Here is a 15825-nt window from a genome sequence, read left to right as displayed (position 1 = left end):
TCACACAAGAGGATGTTATGGTAACTATTCGTTTAGCACGTCACGGCGCGAAAAAGCGTCCGTTCTACCAGGTTGTTGTTACCGACAGCCGTAATGCACGCAACGGTCGCTTTATTGAGCGCGTTGGCTTCTTCAACCCAATCGCTTCTGCGAACGAAGAAGGCACTCGTCTGAATCTGGATCGTATCGCTCACTGGGTTGGCCAGGGCGCGACCGTTTCCGATCGCGTAGCTGCGCTGATCAAAGCCGCTAACAAAGCAGCTTAATCTGTCACGGTGGTCATGATGAGCAAGCAACACACCGCACAAGCACCTGTTGATCCGATTGTATTGGGCAAGATGGGTTCTTCCTACGGTATCCGTGGTTGGCTCAGAGTGTTTTCCTCCACCGAAGACGCCGAAAGCATTTTTGACTATCAGCCCTGGGTAATCCAGAAGGCGGGTCAGTGGCAGGTCGTTGAGCTGGAAAGCTGGCGTCACCACAATCAGGATATCATCATCAAGCTGAAAGGCGTTGATGATCGCGATGCCGCGAATCTATTGACCAATTGCGAAATTGTCGTGGATTCTTCGCAGTTGCCTGCGCTGGAAGAGGGTGATTATTACTGGAAAGACCTGATGGGCTGCCAGGTAGTAACCACTGGAGGCTATAGCCTCGGTAAAGTCGTCGATATGATGGAAACCGGGTCTAATGACGTTCTCGTCATCAAGGCAAACCTGAAAGATGCATTTGGTATCAAGGAGCGGTTGGTTCCGTTCCTCGATGGGCAGGTTATCAAGAAAGTCGATCTCACTACTCGTACAATCGAAGTAGACTGGGATCCTGGTTTTTAAATTCTCCGGATAAACGGTAACAAAACGGCACTATGGGGATTGGCTTGTGTTTATAGGTATCGTTAGCCTGTTTCCTGAAATGTTTCGCGCAATTACCGATTACGGGGTAACTGGCCGGGCAGTAAAAAATGGCCTGCTGAACATCCAGAGCTGGAGTCCTCGTGACTTCGCGCATGATCGGCACCGTACCGTGGACGATCGTCCATATGGCGGCGGGCCGGGGATGTTAATGATGGTGCAACCCTTGCGGGACGCCATTCATGCAGCAAAAGACGCGGCAGGTGAAGGTGCAAAGGTGATTTATCTTTCACCTCAGGGGCGCAAGCTTGATCAAGCAGGCGTCAGCGAGCTGGCAAGCAATCAGAAACTGATTCTGGTATGTGGTCGCTACGAAGGTGTAGATGAGCGCGTAATTCAGACCGAGATTGACGAAGAATGGTCAATCGGCGATTACGTTCTCAGCGGTGGAGAGTTACCGGCAATGACGCTGATTGATTCCGTTTCCCGGTTTATACCGGGTGTTCTGGGTCATGAAGCTTCAGCAATTGAAGATTCTTTTGCTGATGGATTGCTGGATTGTCCACACTATACGCGTCCTGAAGTGTTGGAAGGTATGGACGTTCCGTCGGTGTTGTTGTCGGGAAACCATGCTGAGATACGTCGCTGGCGCCTGAAGCAGTCGCTGGGCCGGACCTGGCTTAGAAGACCTGAACTTTTGGAAAACCTGGCTCTGACTGAAGAGCAAGCAAGGTTGCTGGCGGAGTTCAAAACGGAACACGCACAACAGCAACATAAACATGATGGGCAAGCGTAATACGCTCCCGATATATCAGTTTACCCAGGATAAGAGATTAAATTATGAGCAACATTATTAAGCAACTTGAACAAGAGCAGATGAAGCAGGACGTACCTTCCTTCCGTCCGGGTGATACCGTGGAAGTGAAAGTATGGGTTGTTGAAGGTTCCAAAAAACGTCTGCAGGCATTCGAGGGCGTGGTTATCGCTATTCGTAACCGCGGTCTGCACTCTGCATTCACTGTTCGCAAAATTTCCAACGGCGAAGGCGTTGAGCGTGTCTTCCAGACTCACTCTCCGGTTGTTGACAGCATTTCTGTTAAACGTCGTGGTGCTGTGCGTAAAGCTAAACTGTACTACCTGCGTGAGCGTACCGGTAAGGCTGCTCGTATTAAAGAGCGTCTTAACTAAGATTCGCTTTCGCGACATCCTGAATAAAAGGGCTGGCCTGCAGGCTGGCCCTTTTTTTACCGTTAGCTGAATCCTTCATGGCGTGTGGCTTACTGACGATATCGCGCCATGTGCAGAGACGATAGTCAGCACACCCTTTTACAGGTTAGATCAAGCGATTAAAGAGTTTAAGGTGTACTGATAATCACCGTGACGCGGCGGTTTTCTGCGCGCCCTTTTGCGGTATCGTTGCTGGCGATAGGGTATTTTTTCCCGAGTCCGCGCGTAGTCAAATTTGCTCGCGGGATATTTGCACCTTCGGCCCAGGCATCCGCTACGCTGTCAGCACGCTTAAGCGATAACATTTCGTTGTAGCTATCCTCACCGTAATTGTCAGTATGCCCCTCCAGACGACTGTGGGTAATACCCGTGGCGGCCAGACGTGATGCCATCGTATGAATTTTTGTTTTACTGTCGGCGCGCAAATGGTAGTCGTTTTTATCGAATAAAATGGCATCCGATAATCCTAATAACCAGCCACTGTTGGTCTCAGTGAAGCCGTATGATTTCATGGCTGCAATCTGCTCCGGAGAGAATTTACCTTGTGGGGCCTGGCAACTGGTGAGAAACAGTATGGCCAGTAACGCGGAAGCAAAATATTTCCCGAACATTGTGACTCCTTTTATTTTTGTGTTTGCTGTAAACGCTGGTTTTTCATCCGATACATATTTTGATCGGCAAGCTCTTGTAGTGTTTCTGCGCAGTCGTGTTCCCAGGTTAACGCATAACCAATACTCAGTGACAGCCTGGCGGTATGGCCGTTTTGGAGATTAAACGGCGGGAGAAACTGCTCGGATAATGCATCGCAGAGCACCTGAACTTCGGCTTCAGTGCGAACGCCTCGCAGCAGAATGGCAAACTCATCGCCCCCCAGACGCCATGCCTGGTGCTGTTTGCCGACAAAGGCCATCAGGCGTCTGGCAACGTCGATTAAAACGTTGTCCCCTGCCGCATGACCCCAGTTATCGTTAATGCGTTTGAAGTTATCGCCATCAAGAAATAATAATGCAGAGCAATTATGTCTGGTTTTGTCTTTCATCAACGCAGTAATGGCATTACAAAAATCCGCTCTGTTAGCCAGTCCGGTTAACGGATCGAGTAATGAACTGCGCAGGAGCTGGGCATTTTTGGCCTGTAGTTGTTGCTGCCAGTCCTCCATTTCTCCCAGCAGGCTATTAAAATCCTGGGCAAACAGGTGAAATTCTTCAATGCGTTCTTCGGGAACCCGGCGGGAGAAATGACGATTTTTGCGAATATCGTGTACCACTTCAGTAATATTTTGCAATGCGCTCACAATGCCGCGATGCAGCGAGTGGGTAAGGAGTAATGCGATACAGGACGCGAAAAAAATACTCCCGGTTAAAACCACAATTGCGATGCCGAGAAAGTGGCTTATCAGTTTGTCCAGCGCGGTCAGTCGGAGTTCGCCGATAATTTTCCCTTGATGCCAGATCGGTTGAACTGTGGGTTCCGGGAATAACCATTTACTGATCGTGTCGCTGATTTTTTCCTGGCTGACCAGATGATCGTTATTCCATGCTGCGAAGTCTCTTTGCTGCTTATCCAGTAAAACGGCCCTGGAGAATTGCCCCTGTTTACCCAGCTCGGCCAGCGTATCCCGGGCCGCGGAACTATCACCAAAAACAAGTGCGGCTTCCAGACTATGTCCCATTGTTGCAGCCGTCAGCTCAAGGTTTTTTTGCGCATATTGCTTGAGCGTAAATACCGATGCGGTGCTCAGCAGTAACCAGATTAGAGTCATAGAGATAACCACGCTAATCATGCTGATACGGCGTAGCGCTCGTTTAAATGTGGGGCGCGGGGCCTGAGACAAATCCTTATTCATGCGATGTTTTCCGGGCAAGCATCAGTACATCGGGATTAACCCGAACGCCGCTGTGCGTCAGTACATCCAGATTTACGGAAAATCTGACTCTCTCATTATTTATACGCAGACAAAAAGCACTGCCAATAGAGCAATCGGTATTTTGTTCCGCAATAAGCAATAGGGGGCGATTTCCATATCTAGCCGTAAATTCAGCCTGTTGTATTGGTGATTCACTGCCAAAATAAAAACCATCGCAAATCGTCTGTAAGGCTTCGTCAGTGTTACGAACAATCACGGGGTGATAAGGCAACATTTCCACAGATTCTTCAGCCAGGCTATGGATATAACGTGATGTCGAAAAAATACAGAGTCTGGGTGGGCCTGGTAACTGTGGCCAGCGTGTGTAAGACACAATGCCCGAAACGATAGTACGAACATTTTCAGACGGCCCGGAGGCAACAGCAGGGAGACCCACAAGAGATAATACTAAAGTCAAAAAGAGACGGTGAAGAACGGTCATTACGGTTCCGTCAGGTTGTCATAGCGTGGGGAATGCAGGTTGCTGATACCTGAGCGGAGAATAACATTATCGGTGAAAACCGTCATTAGCCACGCCTGCGGCTTTACGGTAATTTCTGCCAGGATTTTTAGTAAAGGAAGATAGGGTGGGTGGGGAATGCCAGAGGAATTCACTTTGGTGTAAATTAATGTTTACTAAAAAAGAGTGTGTTGTGCGACTAAATTGCTGGTGTAAATTAAAATTTACGGAATATGGATTGAAATCTTTACTTGGTATGGTATCGTTACCTCCTCCTCGCTGAGGAAATCACTATCGCAAACGAGCTATACAGGATCCAATCATGCAAAAAGACGCGCTGAACAATGTACACATTACCGACGAACAGGTTTTGATCACGCCGGATCAGTTGAAGGCCGAATTCCCCTTGAGTGTTGAGCAGGAAGCGCAGATCGCGCAGTCCCGGAAGACAATCTCAGACATTATTTCGGGTCGCGATCCGCGCCTGTTGGTGGTGTGTGGTCCTTGCTCAATTCACGATCCTGAAGCCGCGGTTGAATATGCTCGTCGTTTTAAAACCCTTGCCGCAGAGGTCAGCGATAGCCTCTATCTGGTCATGCGCGTCTATTTTGAGAAACCCCGTACCACCGTTGGCTGGAAAGGGCTGATTAACGATCCGCATATGGATGGCTCGTTTGATGTTGAAGGTGGCTTGAAGATTGCCCGTCATCTGCTGGTTGATCTGGTCAATATGGGGCTGCCATTGGCGACAGAAGCGCTGGATCCGAACAGTCCCCAGTATCTCGGCGATCTGTTTAGCTGGTCCGCAATTGGTGCGCGTACCACGGAATCCCAGACTCACCGTGAGATGGCCTCTGGCCTGTCAATGCCGGTCGGTTTCAAAAACGGTACCGATGGCAGCCTTGCAACGGCGATTAACGCGATGCGTGCCGCAGCCATGCCGCACCGTTTTGTTGGTATCAATCAGGCGGGGCAGGTCTGCCTGCTGCAAACCCAGGGCAATCCCAACGGTCATGTTATTCTGCGCGGTGGTAAAGCACCGAACTACGGCCCACAAGATGTCGCGGAATGCGAAAAAGAGATGATTCAGGCGGGACTGAAGCCTTCGCTGATGGTAGATTGCAGCCATGGGAATTCAAATAAAGACTTTCGCCGCCAGCCTGCGGTAGCAGAATCCGTTGTCGCACAGATTAAAGATGGTAATCGTTCCATTATTGGTCTGATGATTGAGAGCAATATCCATGAAGGTAACCAGTCCTCTGAGCAACCGCGTTGCGATATGAAGTATGGGGTCTCCGTAACGGATGCATGCATCAGTTGGGAAACCACCGAGGCGTTGCTCCGTGAAATTGATAAAGATCTGCGAGGCCATCTGGCGGCTCGTCTGGTGTAAGAGGATCATATGGTTGCTGAACTGACCGCGTTACGCGATCAAATAGATGAAGTCGATAAGGCGCTGCTGGCATTGCTGGCAAAGCGGCTGGAACTGGTGGCGGAAGTTGGAGAGGTTAAAAGCCAGTTTGGGTTGCCGATTTACGTCCCGGAGCGTGAATCCGCAATGTTAGCTTCCCGGCGTGAGGATGCTGTTGCCCTTGGGGTCCCGCCGGACCTGATCGAAGATGTTTTGCGTCGCGTGATGCGTGAGTCTTATTCCAGCGAAAATGATAAAGGCTTTAAGACGCTGTGTCCGACCCTGCGTCCGGTAGTGATTGTCGGCGGTGGCGGGCAAATGGGGCGTCTGTTTGAGAAGATGCTGACGCTTTCCGGGTACCAGGTGCGTATCCTGGAAAAAGACGACTGGTCACAGGCCGAGGCGATTGTTGCGGATGCCGGTATGGTTATCGTCAGCGTACCGATTCACAAGACGGTGGCGACGATTGCACAACTGCCACCGTTGCCTGCGGACTGTATTCTGGTCGATTTGGCCTCTGTTAAAGCAGAGCCGCTGCAGGCGATGCTGGCCGCGCATAAAGGGCCGGTGCTGGGGTTGCATCCGATGTTTGGTCCGGATAGCGGCAGCCTGGCGAAGCAGGTAGTCGTGTATTGCGATGGTCGTCAGCCGGAGGCTTACCAGTGGTTTCTGGAGCAAATTCAGGTCTGGGGAGCGCGTCTGCATCGTATCAGCGCCGTCGAACACGATCAGAATATGGCCTTTATTCAGGCGCTGCGCCACTTTGCGACATTTGCCTATGGCCTGCATCTGGCGGAAGAGAATGTGCGCATTGAGCAGCTTTTGGCGCTGTCGTCACCTATTTATCGTCTGGAGCTGGCGATGGTTGGCCGACTGTTCGCCCAGGATCCGCAGCTCTATGCTGATATCATTATGTCTTCGGAAAATAACCTCGCGCTGATAAAGCGTTACTATCGGCGTTTTGGGGAGGCGATTGGTCTGCTTGAGCAGGGCGACAAACAGGCGTTTATCGATAGCTTCCGTAAGGTTGAACACTGGTTTGGCGATTACGCCCAACGTTTCCAGAGCGAAAGCCGAACGCTGCTGCGCCAGGCAAATGATAATCGGCAGTAAGCCGTAAAACATGTATACAATAAAGCCAGAGGGGTTACCCGCTGGCTTTTTTTATAGGGATGAAAACATGGCTGAACCACAACCGCTGTTTGATTATGCCGGGTATTTGCCGGAATGCCCGACCTGGAGTGAAAGCGAACAGGCACTGTACTGGGCCGATATTATGGCGTGTGAGATTCACCGCTATGATGTGCATACTGGCGAGCATCAGGTACTGCAATTTCCCGAAGAAGTCGGCTGTTTTGCGCTGCGTGAAAAGGGGGGATTTATTGTCGCTTTACGCAGCGCTATCTGGCTCACAGATGCGCATGGTCTGCTGCAGCGAAAAGTCTGCGATAACCCCAGTAATCCGCAACTGGCGCGCTTTAATGATGGTGGAACCGATCGTGATGGCCGCTTTTACGCGGGGACGTTCTGGGGGCCGGGGGATTTTAACGGCGCGCTCCTGATGCGTATCGATAATAGCCTCAGTCCACGGGTGATTCAGTGTGATATCCATGGCGCTAACGGTCTGGCATTTAGCGAAGACAAGCGCTGGATGTACACCTCGGATACGCCGAACGCCGTTATTTATCGCACTGCGCTGGACGGGCAAGGGGAGCCTGGTAAACGTGAGGTTATACATCGCTTCGTTGCGGGAGAAGGGATCCCGGATGGCGCTGCTATTGATAGCGAAGGGTGCTACTGGATCGCGATGTTTGATGGCTGGCGCGTTGCACGCTTTTCAGCAACTGGCGAACAACTGGAAGAGTATCGTCTGCCCGTTCGCTGCCCTACGATGGTCTGTTTCGGCGGCGCAGACATGAAAACGCTTTATATCACTACCACGCGGGAGAATATGGATGCCGATGAAGTGGCGAAGTATCCGCTTTCCGGGGCAATCTTCACCCTGCCGGTTTCTGTGGCAGGAATGAAGAAATTGCCGTTTCGTGAACGTTAAACCGGATCTACCGGCACCACGTTTTCGCTGGGGTAGCAGCCCAGCACTTTCATGGAGCGGGTTATTTCGGTCAGCTCTTTCAGCGCCTTGCGCATGGCTATTGATTGCAGATTGGCCTGAATATCCAGATAGAACATCTCTTCCCACGGATTGCCGTGAATCGGGCGAGATTCCAGCTTGGTCATGATCAGATTGTGATTGCGCAATACCAGTAGCGCCTCTACCAGCGCACCGGCCTGTTGACCAGTGGCCATCAGCAGCGTGGTTTTTGCCGGCACCTGGCTGGAAACCTCCACCGCTTTGCGCGCCAGCACCAGGAATCGGGTGATGTTTTGTGCCTGGTTAGCCAGGCAATGTTCCAGCACCTGTAAGCCATGAAGCGCTCCGCCGGCTTCGCTGCCCAGTGCGGCAACGGTCGGCGAGTTAGCCTGCGCCACTTTTTCCATTGCTGAGGAGGTGCTGTCGGTATACTCAATGTTCCAGTGCGGATAGCGGCTAAGATACTGGCTACACTGCTGGAACGGCTGCGGGTGGCTGTAGACGGTCGTAATTTGCTGGGCATTGGTTGATGTTGAGACCAGCACGCAGTGATCGATAGGCAGAGTCAGTTCGCCGACGATAGACAGGCTGGTGTGCTGCAGAAGGTCGTAAACATCATTGATGCCGCCGGAGCTGGTGTTTTCAATCGGCACGACGGCATAGTCAGCCTGCCCGGTTTCCACTTGCTCAAAGATATCGGCGAACTTGGCACAGCCGCTTTCGATAAACTGTTCGAAGTGGCGGGCGGCATACTGGCGGGCCGCAAGATGCGAGTATGAACCTTTGGGGCCAAGAAACGCCACGCGTGCGGAGTGTGGATTAATTTTATTCAGGTGCTGTTGTAGCAGGGTTTGTTGGGTAAGAACCGAGTCTTCAATGATCAACTGAAACAGGCGCGTAATGTAATGCGCATCGAGATGGTGGTTTTTCCCCAGGGCCATCAGATGTTCCAGCAGGTCGCGCTCCCGGTCGATATCGCGCACCGGACGATGCGACGCCAGCTTGGCCTTACCGACCTCGACGGCCAGGCTACGGCGTTCCGCCAGCAGCGCAAGCAGCTTTTCATCCAGAGCGCTTATCTTATCGCGTAAGGCCAGTAATGGGTTTTCCTCGGTCATATGTGTTGCCTTTCTTGTTATCGAATATCAATAAAAAAGGCCTCCCGCGTGGGAGGCCTTGTTGTTCGTCTTCGCATTCTTTATCACACGACGAATTGCCTCCCATTCAGGGGAAGGTAAAAAAGAATGCGAAGAAAAACGGGATCAATTTCACGATGAATTCCTTGAGTCAGTGGGATTACAGTACCTGCACTGTTTTCTCTCTGTCAATAAAAAACGCGCCCGAAGGCGCGTTGCATTACACAAACTTAAGTTAAGGATTACTCTTCTTCTTCCACAAAGCCTGCCTCTTTCACCGATGTTACGGCGCGGCGGGCTTCCCCTTTGTGTTGCACTTTATTCAGCTGCCGTTCCAGCTTGTTGATCAATTCATTGATGGCGGCATACATATCTTCGTGCCGCGCGCTGGCAACCAGATGGCCGTTCGGCGTATTGATAGTTGCATCAGCGATAAAACCCTGCGGTTCCTTAGACAAGATGATGTGCGGGTTAATTAAATGAGTTTGCCATTTATCAAGTTTGGCGAGACGGTCTGCGACGTGTTGGCGAATTGCCGGAGTAATTTCCATTTGTTTACTGGTAATGTTCATTGTCATAAATTTTACCTCTTGTCTTGCCCGTCTTGGTGAATTCAGCATACCGCGCCTAATGTCAAAAATCGTGAGTTAAATCACATTTTATTGTCACTTTTTGTCAACGAATTTGTTTTGTGAGTCAGGACAGGAACGGGGGAGATTTTGCTTGTCGAACGCAGGAAAGAGGGCCATATTTGATGGGTTAACTCAGCACTAAACCGCTTCAGCTCACGCTGACATGCACATAAAAACGGCAGCCAAAAGGCTGCCGTTCAGATTGCTGACAAAGTGCGTTTTTCCGGAATTGCCCGGCGGCGCTTCGCTTGCGCGGGCCTACGAAAAACCCATAACATGATGATATTATTGGTTTTACATGCCAGGTAAAGCGATAGCCGCCACCCGGCAGAAATGCGAGCACAATATCTAAATCAGGTTTGTCATCAGCCTCAACGGCAGCCAAAAGGCTGCCGTTTGGCTTATTTACCGGAATCAGGTGTTTTTGCTGTTTGCCGCAATGATTTTCGCGACCTTGTCGGCCTCCGCATTCATTTGCATCTGGCGATAAGCATTTTCCATCTTCGGCAATGCATCACGGGTGGCCTGGGTATCCGGATAGTTACGCAGCATACCCTCTACGCGGTTGACAACCGCGACCCATGCGCCGCGATCGGTGTAGTAATTCACGACGGACAGCTCGTACTTCGCCAGACGATCTTTCAGATAGACCATACGTTTGTAGGCATCGGTTGCGTACTGGCTGTTTGGATAGCCACGAACCAGTTTGGAGAAGTCGTTGAAGGCATCGCGCGCGTGCTGTGGGTCGCGGTCAGAGCGATCGACACCGAAGAAGCCCTGCAGCGCACTGTCATCCAGCGCCATATTTGTCAAACCACGCATATAAATGACGTAATCAATGTTAGGATGCGTAGGGTTCAGGCGCATAAAACGATCGATGGCTGCCTGCGCCAGCGGCAGGTCGGCATTTTTGTAGTATGCATAAATCAGATCCAACTGTACCTGTTGGGAATAAGGGCCGAAGGGATAACGGTTATCCAACGCTTCCAGTTGCGTTATTGCCTGTTTCCAGTTACCGTCCTGCAGCTTTTGCTGAGCGGTCGCGTAGATCTCATTCGGCGGATTATCGGGCACCTCTTCCTTTGAGCCAGAGCAACCCACCAAAGCCAGGCTCAGTGTGGCTGCTGCCACCAGGTATTTCATGCGCGTCATGACGTTTTGACTTCCTCAAAATGTTTATGCGGGAGAATCTCGGTTCCTGCTCCCGATTAAGACCAGCTACAATAGCACACTATATTAAACGGCAAAGCCGTAAAACCCAACGTTAAACGAAGAAGCTGTATATGGCACAACGAGTACAACTCAACGCAACGGTATCCGAAAACCAACTCGGTCAACGCTTAGATCAGGCTTTGGCCGAATTGTTCCCGGATTATTCGCGTTCGCGCATAAAAGAATGGATCCTTGACCAGAGAGTGCTGGTTAACGGCAATGTCAGCGACAAGCCGAAAGAGAAAGTACTGGGGGGAGAGACCGTTTCTGTCGATGTTGAAATCGAAGAAGAGGTTCGTTTCCAGCCGCAGGATATTCCGCTCAATATCGTTTATGAAGATGATGACATCCTCGTAATTAATAAACCGCGTGATTTAGTTGTCCATCCCGGCGCGGGCAATCCTGACGGTACTGTGCTGAATGCGCTGTTGCACTACTATCCGGCTATTGCTGATGTGCCGCGAGCGGGGATTGTGCACCGCCTGGATAAAGATACCACCGGGTTGATGGTGGTAGCGAAAACTATCCCGGCGCAAACCCGGCTGGTGGAGTCTCTTCAACTGCGTGAAATCACCCGTGAGTATGAAGCGGTGGCAATTGGTCACATGACCGCAGGCGGAACGGTTGAAGAGCCGATCAGCCGCCATCCGACCAAGCGTACGCATATGGCTGTGCACCCAATGGGCAAACCAGCGGTGACCCATTATCGGATTATGGAGCATTTTCGCATTCATACGCGTTTGCGTTTGCGTCTGGAAACTGGCCGTACGCACCAGATTCGCGTGCATATGGCGCACATCACCCATCCGCTGGTGGGCGATCCTGTCTACGGGGGGCGTCCGCGTCCGCCGAAAGGCGCGTCGGAAGCGTTTATTACGGCGTTGCGTAAATTTGATCGTCAGGCGCTGCATGCGACGATGTTGCGCTTATACCACCCGATCAGCGGCATTGAGATGGAATGGCATGCGCCCATCCCGCAGGATATGGTTGATTTGATTGACGCCATGCGTGCCGATTTTGACGCTCACAAAGATGATATCGACTGGCTATGACTAAACTGATTGTACCGCAATGGCCGATGCCGAAAGGCGTGGCTGCCTGTAGTTCCACGCGCGTTGGCGGGGTTAGTCTGTCGCCATACGCTTCACTCAACCTTGGCGCTCATTGCGGAGACAATCAGCAGCTCGTAGAAGAGAATCGTCGGCGCATGTTTGCCGCTGGCGGCTTGCCGTCATACCCCGTGTGGCTGGAGCAGGTTCACGGCACGGCCGTGTTGAAACTCGATGGCGGGCCATATGCGTCAAAGCGAGCGGATGCTTCATACTGCAATGTGCCAGGCACAGTATGTGCGGTGATGACCGCCGATTGCCTGCCGGTGCTGTTTTGTAATCGCGCAGGTACCGAAGTCGCGGCGGCTCATGCCGGCTGGCGCGGTTTATGTGCAGGCGTTCTGGAAGAAACCGTCGCCTGCTTTGCCGATAAGCCGGAAAATATTATGGCCTGGCTTGGGCCTGCTATTGGGCCGGATGCGTTTGAAGTTGGCCCCGAAGTGCGTGAAGCCTTTATGGCAAAGGATTTACAGGCGGAAAGCGCATTTCGTCCCGCGGGTGAAAAGTATTTTGCTGATATCTACCATCTGGCCCGTCAGCGTCTGGCGAATGTTGGCGTGGCGCAAATTTTTGGTGGCGATCGCTGTACCTTTAGCGAAAAGGATGAATTTTTCTCTTATCGTCGCGACAGAACGACAGGTCGTATGGCAAGTTTTATCTGGCTGATATAACCTGCCGAGCTAAGACGATCCAGAAGGCAAACTTATTTTTGCATAGTTCAGGTCTTTAACCTTGAATAATTGAGGGATGACCTCATTTAATCTCCAGTAGCAAATTTGACCTGTTATGGGAGGAGTTATGCGTCTGGATCGTCTTACCAATAAATTCCAGCTTGCTCTTGCCGATGCCCAGTCGCTTGCACTTGGGCACGACAACCAGTTTATCGAACCTCTTCATCTAATGAGCGCCTTGCTGAATCAGGAAGGGGGATCGGTACGTCCATTATTAACTTCGGCAGGTATTAATGCCGGGGAATTACACAGCAAAATTGAACAGGCGCTGAGCCGTTTGCCACAGGTGGAAGGCACTGGTGGCGATGTTCAGCCATCTCAGGATTTAGTACGTATCCTGAACCTTTGCGACAAGCTGGCGCAAAAGAGAAAAGACAACTTTATTTCGTCAGAGCTATTTGTTCTGGCGGCGCTTGAATCACGCGGTACGCTGACCGACCTTTTAAAATCCGCCGGGGCAACAACCGCCAGTGTGAGTCAGGCGATTGAACAAATGCGCGGAGGTGAAAGCGTGAACGATCAGGGGGCCGAAGACCAACGTCAGGCATTGAAAAAATTTACCATCGATCTGACCGAGCGTGCCGAGCAGGGCAAGCTTGATCCGGTGATTGGCCGTGATGAAGAGATACGGCGTACAATTCAGGTTCTGCAGCGTCGTACCAAAAATAACCCGGTGCTGATTGGTGAGCCAGGGGTAGGTAAAACGGCCATCGTTGAAGGGCTGGCGCAGCGGATCGTCAATGGCGAAGTCCCGGAAGGGCTGAAGGGCCGTCGGGTGCTGGCGCTGGATATGGGCTCGCTGGTTGCGGGCGCCAAGTACCGCGGTGAATTTGAAGAGCGCTTAAAAGGCGTGCTGAACGACCTCTCTAAGCAAGAAGGTAACGTTATTCTGTTTATCGATGAATTGCACACCATGGTTGGAGCGGGTAAAGCGGACGGCGCGATGGATGCCGGGAACATGCTGAAACCGGCTCTGGCGCGTGGGGAACTGCACTGCGTGGGCGCCACGACGCTGGACGAATATCGTCAGTATATTGAGAAAGATGCCGCGCTGGAACGTCGTTTCCAGAAAGTATTTGTCGCCGAACCGACGGTTGAAGATACCATCGCCATCCTGCGTGGCCTGAAGGAACGCTACGAACTGCATCACCATGTGCAGATCACTGACCCGGCGATTGTGGCGGCGGCCACGTTGTCTCATCGTTATATCGCCGACCGTCAGTTGCCGGATAAAGCTATCGATCTGATCGACGAAGCGGCATCCAGCATCCGTATGCAGATTGACTCTAAACCGGAAGAACTTGACAGGCTTGACCGCCGTATTATCCAGCTCAAGCTGGAACAGCAGGCGCTGAAGAAAGAGTCGGATGAAGCCAGTATCAAGCGACTGGATATGCTCAATGACGAGCTGGCGGATAAAGAACGTCAATATTCGGTATTGGAAGAAGAGTGGAAGGCGGAAAAAGCCTCGCTTTCCGGGACCCAGACGATTAAAGCTGAGCTGGAGCAGGCCAAAATCGCTATTGAGCAGGCGCGTCGTGTTGGCGATCTGGGGCGGATGTCAGAGCTACAGTATGGCAAGATCCCGGAACTGGAAAAACAGCTGGCAGCAGCTACCCAGTCTGAAGGTAAGACCATGCGTCTGTTGCGTAACAAAGTCACCGATGCGGAAATCGCAGAAGTGCTGGCGCGCTGGACCGGCATTCCGGTAGCCAGAATGCTTGAAGGTGAGCGTGAGAAACTGCTACGTATGGAGCAGGCCCTGCATAGCCGCGTCATTGGGCAGAACGAAGCGGTGGAAGCGGTATCGAATGCGATCCGCCGTAGCCGTGCCGGGTTATCCGATCCCAATCGTCCTATTGGCTCATTCCTGTTCCTTGGTCCTACGGGGGTGGGGAAAACGGAGCTCTGTAAAGCCCTAGCTAACTTTATGTTCGACAGCGACGATGCGATGGTGCGTATCGACATGTCCGAGTTTATGGAGAAACATTCCGTTTCGCGTCTTGTCGGGGCTCCTCCGGGATACGTTGGCTATGAAGAAGGCGGCTATCTGACTGAAGCGGTTCGTCGTCGTCCTTATTCCGTCATCCTGCTGGATGAAGTGGAAAAAGCGCACCCGGATGTGTTCAACATTCTGCTACAGGTACTGGACGATGGACGTTTGACTGACGGGCAGGGGAGAACGGTCGATTTCCGTAATACAGTGGTTATCATGACTTCGAACCTGGGGTCCGATCTGATTCAGGAACGTTTTGGCTCGTTGGATTACAGCCACATGAAAGAAATAGTGCTGGGTGTGGTTAGCCAGAACTTCCGTCCGGAGTTTATCAACCGTATTGATGAAGTTGTCGTCTTCCATCCATTGGGTGAAAAACACATTGCTTCTATTGCGCAGATTCAACTGCAACGGTTGTATAAACGTCTGGAAGAGCGTGGTTATGAAGTCCACATGTCTGATGATGCGCTGAAACTGTTAGGTGAAAACGGGTACGATCCGGTTTATGGCGCACGTCCGCTGAAACGTGCTATCCAGCAGCAGATTGAAAACCCGCTGGCGCAACAAATTCTTTCTGGTGAGCTTATCCCGGGTAAAGAAGTGCAATTAGTTGTGAAAAACGATCGGATAGTGGCAGTGCAGTAAATCACAAAACAGCAAAAACGGACCCATTGGGCTCGTTTTTGCTTAAAAACCAGGCAATAATTTAATTCTGACGGGTGTTTTGGCTTAAAAATAAGCGGGTGGGCTTTTTTTTTAAAATACCCCTTGCCACATCAGAATTACTCCCTATAATGCGCCTCCACTGACACGGAACAACGGTGCACAAGCCGCCGGGTCAGCAGGGAAGGCTCTGAAAAACAGGGTTGACTCTGAATGAGGAAAGCGTATTATACGCCACCTCGCGACAGGCGCTAAGGCGCGTCGCAACTGCTCTTTAACAATTTATCAGACAATCTGTGTGGGCACTCAAAGTGACATGGATTCTTAATGTCTTCGGACAATAAATGAATACCAAGTCTCTGAGTGAACACGTAATTCATTACGAAGTTTAATTCACGA

The 15825-nt window shown here is 51.4% G+C and carries 17 protein-coding genes and 1 other annotated feature; of the genes, 10 read left to right on the top strand and 7 right to left on the bottom strand.

Going from position 1 to position 15825, the window contains the following annotated elements:
* Positions 1-17: 17 nt before the first annotated feature.
* The 4 genes from rpsP to rplS are packed head-to-tail and all read left to right on the top strand — an operon-like array spanning position 18 to position 2039.
* On the top strand, positions 18-266 hold the full coding sequence (gene rpsP, locus FN037_RS13275) for a 30S ribosomal protein S16 (protein ID WP_138363098.1): 249 nt from the start codon (positions 18-20) through the stop codon (positions 264-266).
* An 18-nt stretch (positions 267-284) separates the two neighbouring features.
* On the top strand, positions 285-833 hold the full coding sequence (gene rimM, locus FN037_RS13270; RefSeq protein WP_142502440.1) for a ribosome maturation factor RimM: 549 nt from the start codon (positions 285-287) through the stop codon (positions 831-833).
* 46 nt (positions 834-879) lie between these two features.
* Positions 880-1647, top strand: a complete 768-nt coding sequence (trmD, locus tag FN037_RS13265; RefSeq protein WP_138363096.1) for a tRNA (guanosine(37)-N1)-methyltransferase TrmD — start codon at positions 880-882, stop codon at positions 1645-1647.
* Positions 1648-1691: 44 nt separating this feature from the next.
* Positions 1692-2039, top strand: coding sequence for a 50S ribosomal protein L19 (gene rplS, locus FN037_RS13260; RefSeq protein WP_000065253.1), 348 nt, complete (start codon positions 1692-1694; stop codon positions 2037-2039).
* 167 nt (positions 2040-2206) lie between these two features.
* Here the strand turns inward: rplS and FN037_RS13255 are convergent, their stop codons facing one another.
* From FN037_RS13255 to FN037_RS13245, 3 genes are read right to left on the bottom strand one after another with little or no spacing between them, the layout of a single operon-like run.
* Complete coding sequence (locus FN037_RS13255) at positions 2207-2689, bottom strand: OmpA family protein (RefSeq protein WP_142502439.1); 483 nt, start codon at positions 2687-2689, stop codon at positions 2207-2209.
* A gap of 11 nt (positions 2690-2700) precedes the next feature.
* A complete protein-coding gene (gene dgcN / locus FN037_RS13250; protein ID WP_138363094.1) occupies positions 2701-3924 on the bottom strand; it encodes a diguanylate cyclase DgcN in 1224 nt (407 codons plus the stop codon).
* Entirely contained in the window at positions 3917-4426 is a 510-nt protein-coding gene (locus tag FN037_RS13245) for a YfiR family protein (RefSeq protein WP_138363093.1), read from the bottom strand. The genes dgcN and FN037_RS13245 overlap by 8 nt, the downstream gene beginning before the upstream one ends.
* Positions 4427-4766: 340 nt before the next feature.
* Here FN037_RS13245 and aroF point away from each other — a divergent pair, with 340 nt between their 5' ends.
* The 3 genes from aroF to FN037_RS13230 all read left to right on the top strand — a co-directional run bounded on the left by aroF (position 4767) and on the right by FN037_RS13230 (position 7908).
* Positions 4767-5837 carry a 3-deoxy-7-phosphoheptulonate synthase AroF gene (gene aroF / locus FN037_RS13240; RefSeq protein ID WP_138363092.1) on the top strand — a complete coding sequence of 357 codons (1071 nt, stop codon included), beginning with the start codon at positions 4767-4769 and terminating at the stop codon, positions 5835-5837.
* Positions 5838-5846: 9 nt separating this feature from the next.
* A complete protein-coding gene (gene tyrA / locus FN037_RS13235; RefSeq protein ID WP_138363091.1) occupies positions 5847-6968 on the top strand; it encodes a bifunctional chorismate mutase/prephenate dehydrogenase in 1122 nt (373 codons plus the stop codon).
* A 67-nt stretch (positions 6969-7035) separates the two neighbouring features.
* On the top strand, positions 7036-7908 hold the full coding sequence (locus FN037_RS13230; protein ID WP_142502438.1) for an SMP-30/gluconolactonase/LRE family protein: 873 nt from the start codon (positions 7036-7038) through the stop codon (positions 7906-7908).
* Here FN037_RS13230 and pheA read toward each other — a convergent pair.
* From pheA to bamD, 4 genes are all read right to left on the bottom strand, one after another.
* Positions 7905-9065, bottom strand: coding sequence for a bifunctional chorismate mutase/prephenate dehydratase (gene pheA / locus FN037_RS13225; protein WP_142502437.1), 1161 nt, complete (start codon positions 9063-9065; stop codon positions 7905-7907). The genes FN037_RS13230 and pheA overlap by 4 nt on opposite strands.
* 30 nt (positions 9066-9095) lie before the next feature.
* Positions 9096-9220: a sequence feature (Phe leader region), on the bottom strand.
* The gene (pheL, locus tag FN037_RS13220; protein WP_101706155.1) at positions 9172-9219 is read right to left on the bottom strand and encodes a pheA operon leader peptide PheL; all 48 of its coding nucleotides are present in this window, start codon (positions 9217-9219) and stop codon (positions 9172-9174) included. Its footprint overlaps the feature before it by 48 nt.
* 105 nt (positions 9221-9325) lie before the next feature.
* Positions 9326-9661, bottom strand: coding sequence for a ribosome-associated translation inhibitor RaiA (gene raiA, locus FN037_RS13215; RefSeq protein WP_138363088.1), 336 nt, complete (start codon positions 9659-9661; stop codon positions 9326-9328).
* A 468-nt stretch (positions 9662-10129) separates the two neighbouring features.
* On the bottom strand, positions 10130-10867 hold the full coding sequence (bamD, locus tag FN037_RS13210) for an outer membrane protein assembly factor BamD (protein ID WP_138363087.1): 738 nt from the start codon (positions 10865-10867) through the stop codon (positions 10130-10132).
* Positions 10868-10998: 131 nt separating this feature from the next.
* On the opposite strand from bamD, the gene rluD reads away from it, so the two are divergent.
* The 3 genes from rluD (at position 10999) to clpB (ending at position 15408) form a co-directional block, all read left to right on the top strand.
* Positions 10999-11979 (top strand): 23S rRNA pseudouridine(1911/1915/1917) synthase RluD, encoded by a 981-nt coding sequence (rluD, locus tag FN037_RS13205; protein WP_138363086.1) that lies wholly within the window; start codon positions 10999-11001, stop codon positions 11977-11979.
* Positions 11976-12707: a purine nucleoside phosphorylase YfiH gene (yfiH, locus tag FN037_RS13200; protein ID WP_138363085.1), complete on the top strand. Its 732-nt coding sequence runs from the start codon at positions 11976-11978 to the stop codon at positions 12705-12707. The genes rluD and yfiH overlap by 4 nt, the downstream gene beginning before the upstream one ends.
* A 127-nt stretch (positions 12708-12834) precedes the next feature.
* Positions 12835-15408: an ATP-dependent chaperone ClpB gene (gene clpB / locus FN037_RS13195; RefSeq protein WP_142502436.1), complete on the top strand. Its 2574-nt coding sequence runs from the start codon at positions 12835-12837 to the stop codon at positions 15406-15408.
* Positions 15409-15825 lie beyond the last annotated feature (417 nt).

It is taken from the genome of Klebsiella sp. 2680, assembly GCF_900198535.1.
Classification (GTDB): Bacteria; Pseudomonadota; Gammaproteobacteria; order Enterobacterales; family Enterobacteriaceae; genus Klebsiella; species Klebsiella indica.
The sequence above is the reverse complement of the archived record's forward strand: the minus strand, read 5'-3'. Positions and strand labels throughout refer to the sequence as shown.

What these genes read in the sequence shown, in the direction of transcription:
- rpsP (WP_138363098.1), top strand. Translation starts at nt 18, where the DNA reads ATGGTAACTATTCGTTTAGCACGTCACGGCGCGAAAAAGCGTCCGTTC.
- rimM (WP_142502440.1), top strand. Translation starts at nt 285, where the DNA reads ATGAGCAAGCAACACACCGCACAAGCACCTGTTGATCCGATTGTATTG.
- rplS (WP_000065253.1), top strand. Translation starts at nt 1,692, where the DNA reads ATGAGCAACATTATTAAGCAACTTGAACAAGAGCAGATGAAGCAGGAC.
- FN037_RS13255 (WP_142502439.1), bottom strand. Translation starts at nt 2,689, where the DNA reads ATGTTCGGGAAATATTTTGCTTCCGCGTTACTGGCCATACTGTTTCTC.
- dgcN (WP_138363094.1), bottom strand. Translation starts at nt 3,924, where the DNA reads ATGAATAAGGATTTGTCTCAGGCCCCGCGCCCCACATTTAAACGAGCG.
- FN037_RS13245 (WP_138363093.1), bottom strand. Translation starts at nt 4,426, where the DNA reads ATGACCGTTCTTCACCGTCTCTTTTTGACTTTAGTATTATCTCTTGTG.
- aroF (WP_138363092.1), top strand. Translation starts at nt 4,767, where the DNA reads ATGCAAAAAGACGCGCTGAACAATGTACACATTACCGACGAACAGGTT.
- tyrA (WP_138363091.1), top strand. Translation starts at nt 5,847, where the DNA reads ATGGTTGCTGAACTGACCGCGTTACGCGATCAAATAGATGAAGTCGAT.
- FN037_RS13230 (WP_142502438.1), top strand. Translation starts at nt 7,036, where the DNA reads ATGGCTGAACCACAACCGCTGTTTGATTATGCCGGGTATTTGCCGGAA.
- pheA (WP_142502437.1), bottom strand. Translation starts at nt 9,065, where the DNA reads ATGACCGAGGAAAACCCATTACTGGCCTTACGCGATAAGATAAGCGCT.
- raiA (WP_138363088.1), bottom strand. Translation starts at nt 9,661, where the DNA reads ATGACAATGAACATTACCAGTAAACAAATGGAAATTACTCCGGCAATT.
- bamD (WP_138363087.1), bottom strand. Translation starts at nt 10,867, where the DNA reads ATGACGCGCATGAAATACCTGGTGGCAGCAGCCACACTGAGCCTGGCT.
- rluD (WP_138363086.1), top strand. Translation starts at nt 10,999, where the DNA reads ATGGCACAACGAGTACAACTCAACGCAACGGTATCCGAAAACCAACTC.
- yfiH (WP_138363085.1), top strand. Translation starts at nt 11,976, where the DNA reads ATGACTAAACTGATTGTACCGCAATGGCCGATGCCGAAAGGCGTGGCT.
- clpB (WP_142502436.1), top strand. Translation starts at nt 12,835, where the DNA reads ATGCGTCTGGATCGTCTTACCAATAAATTCCAGCTTGCTCTTGCCGAT.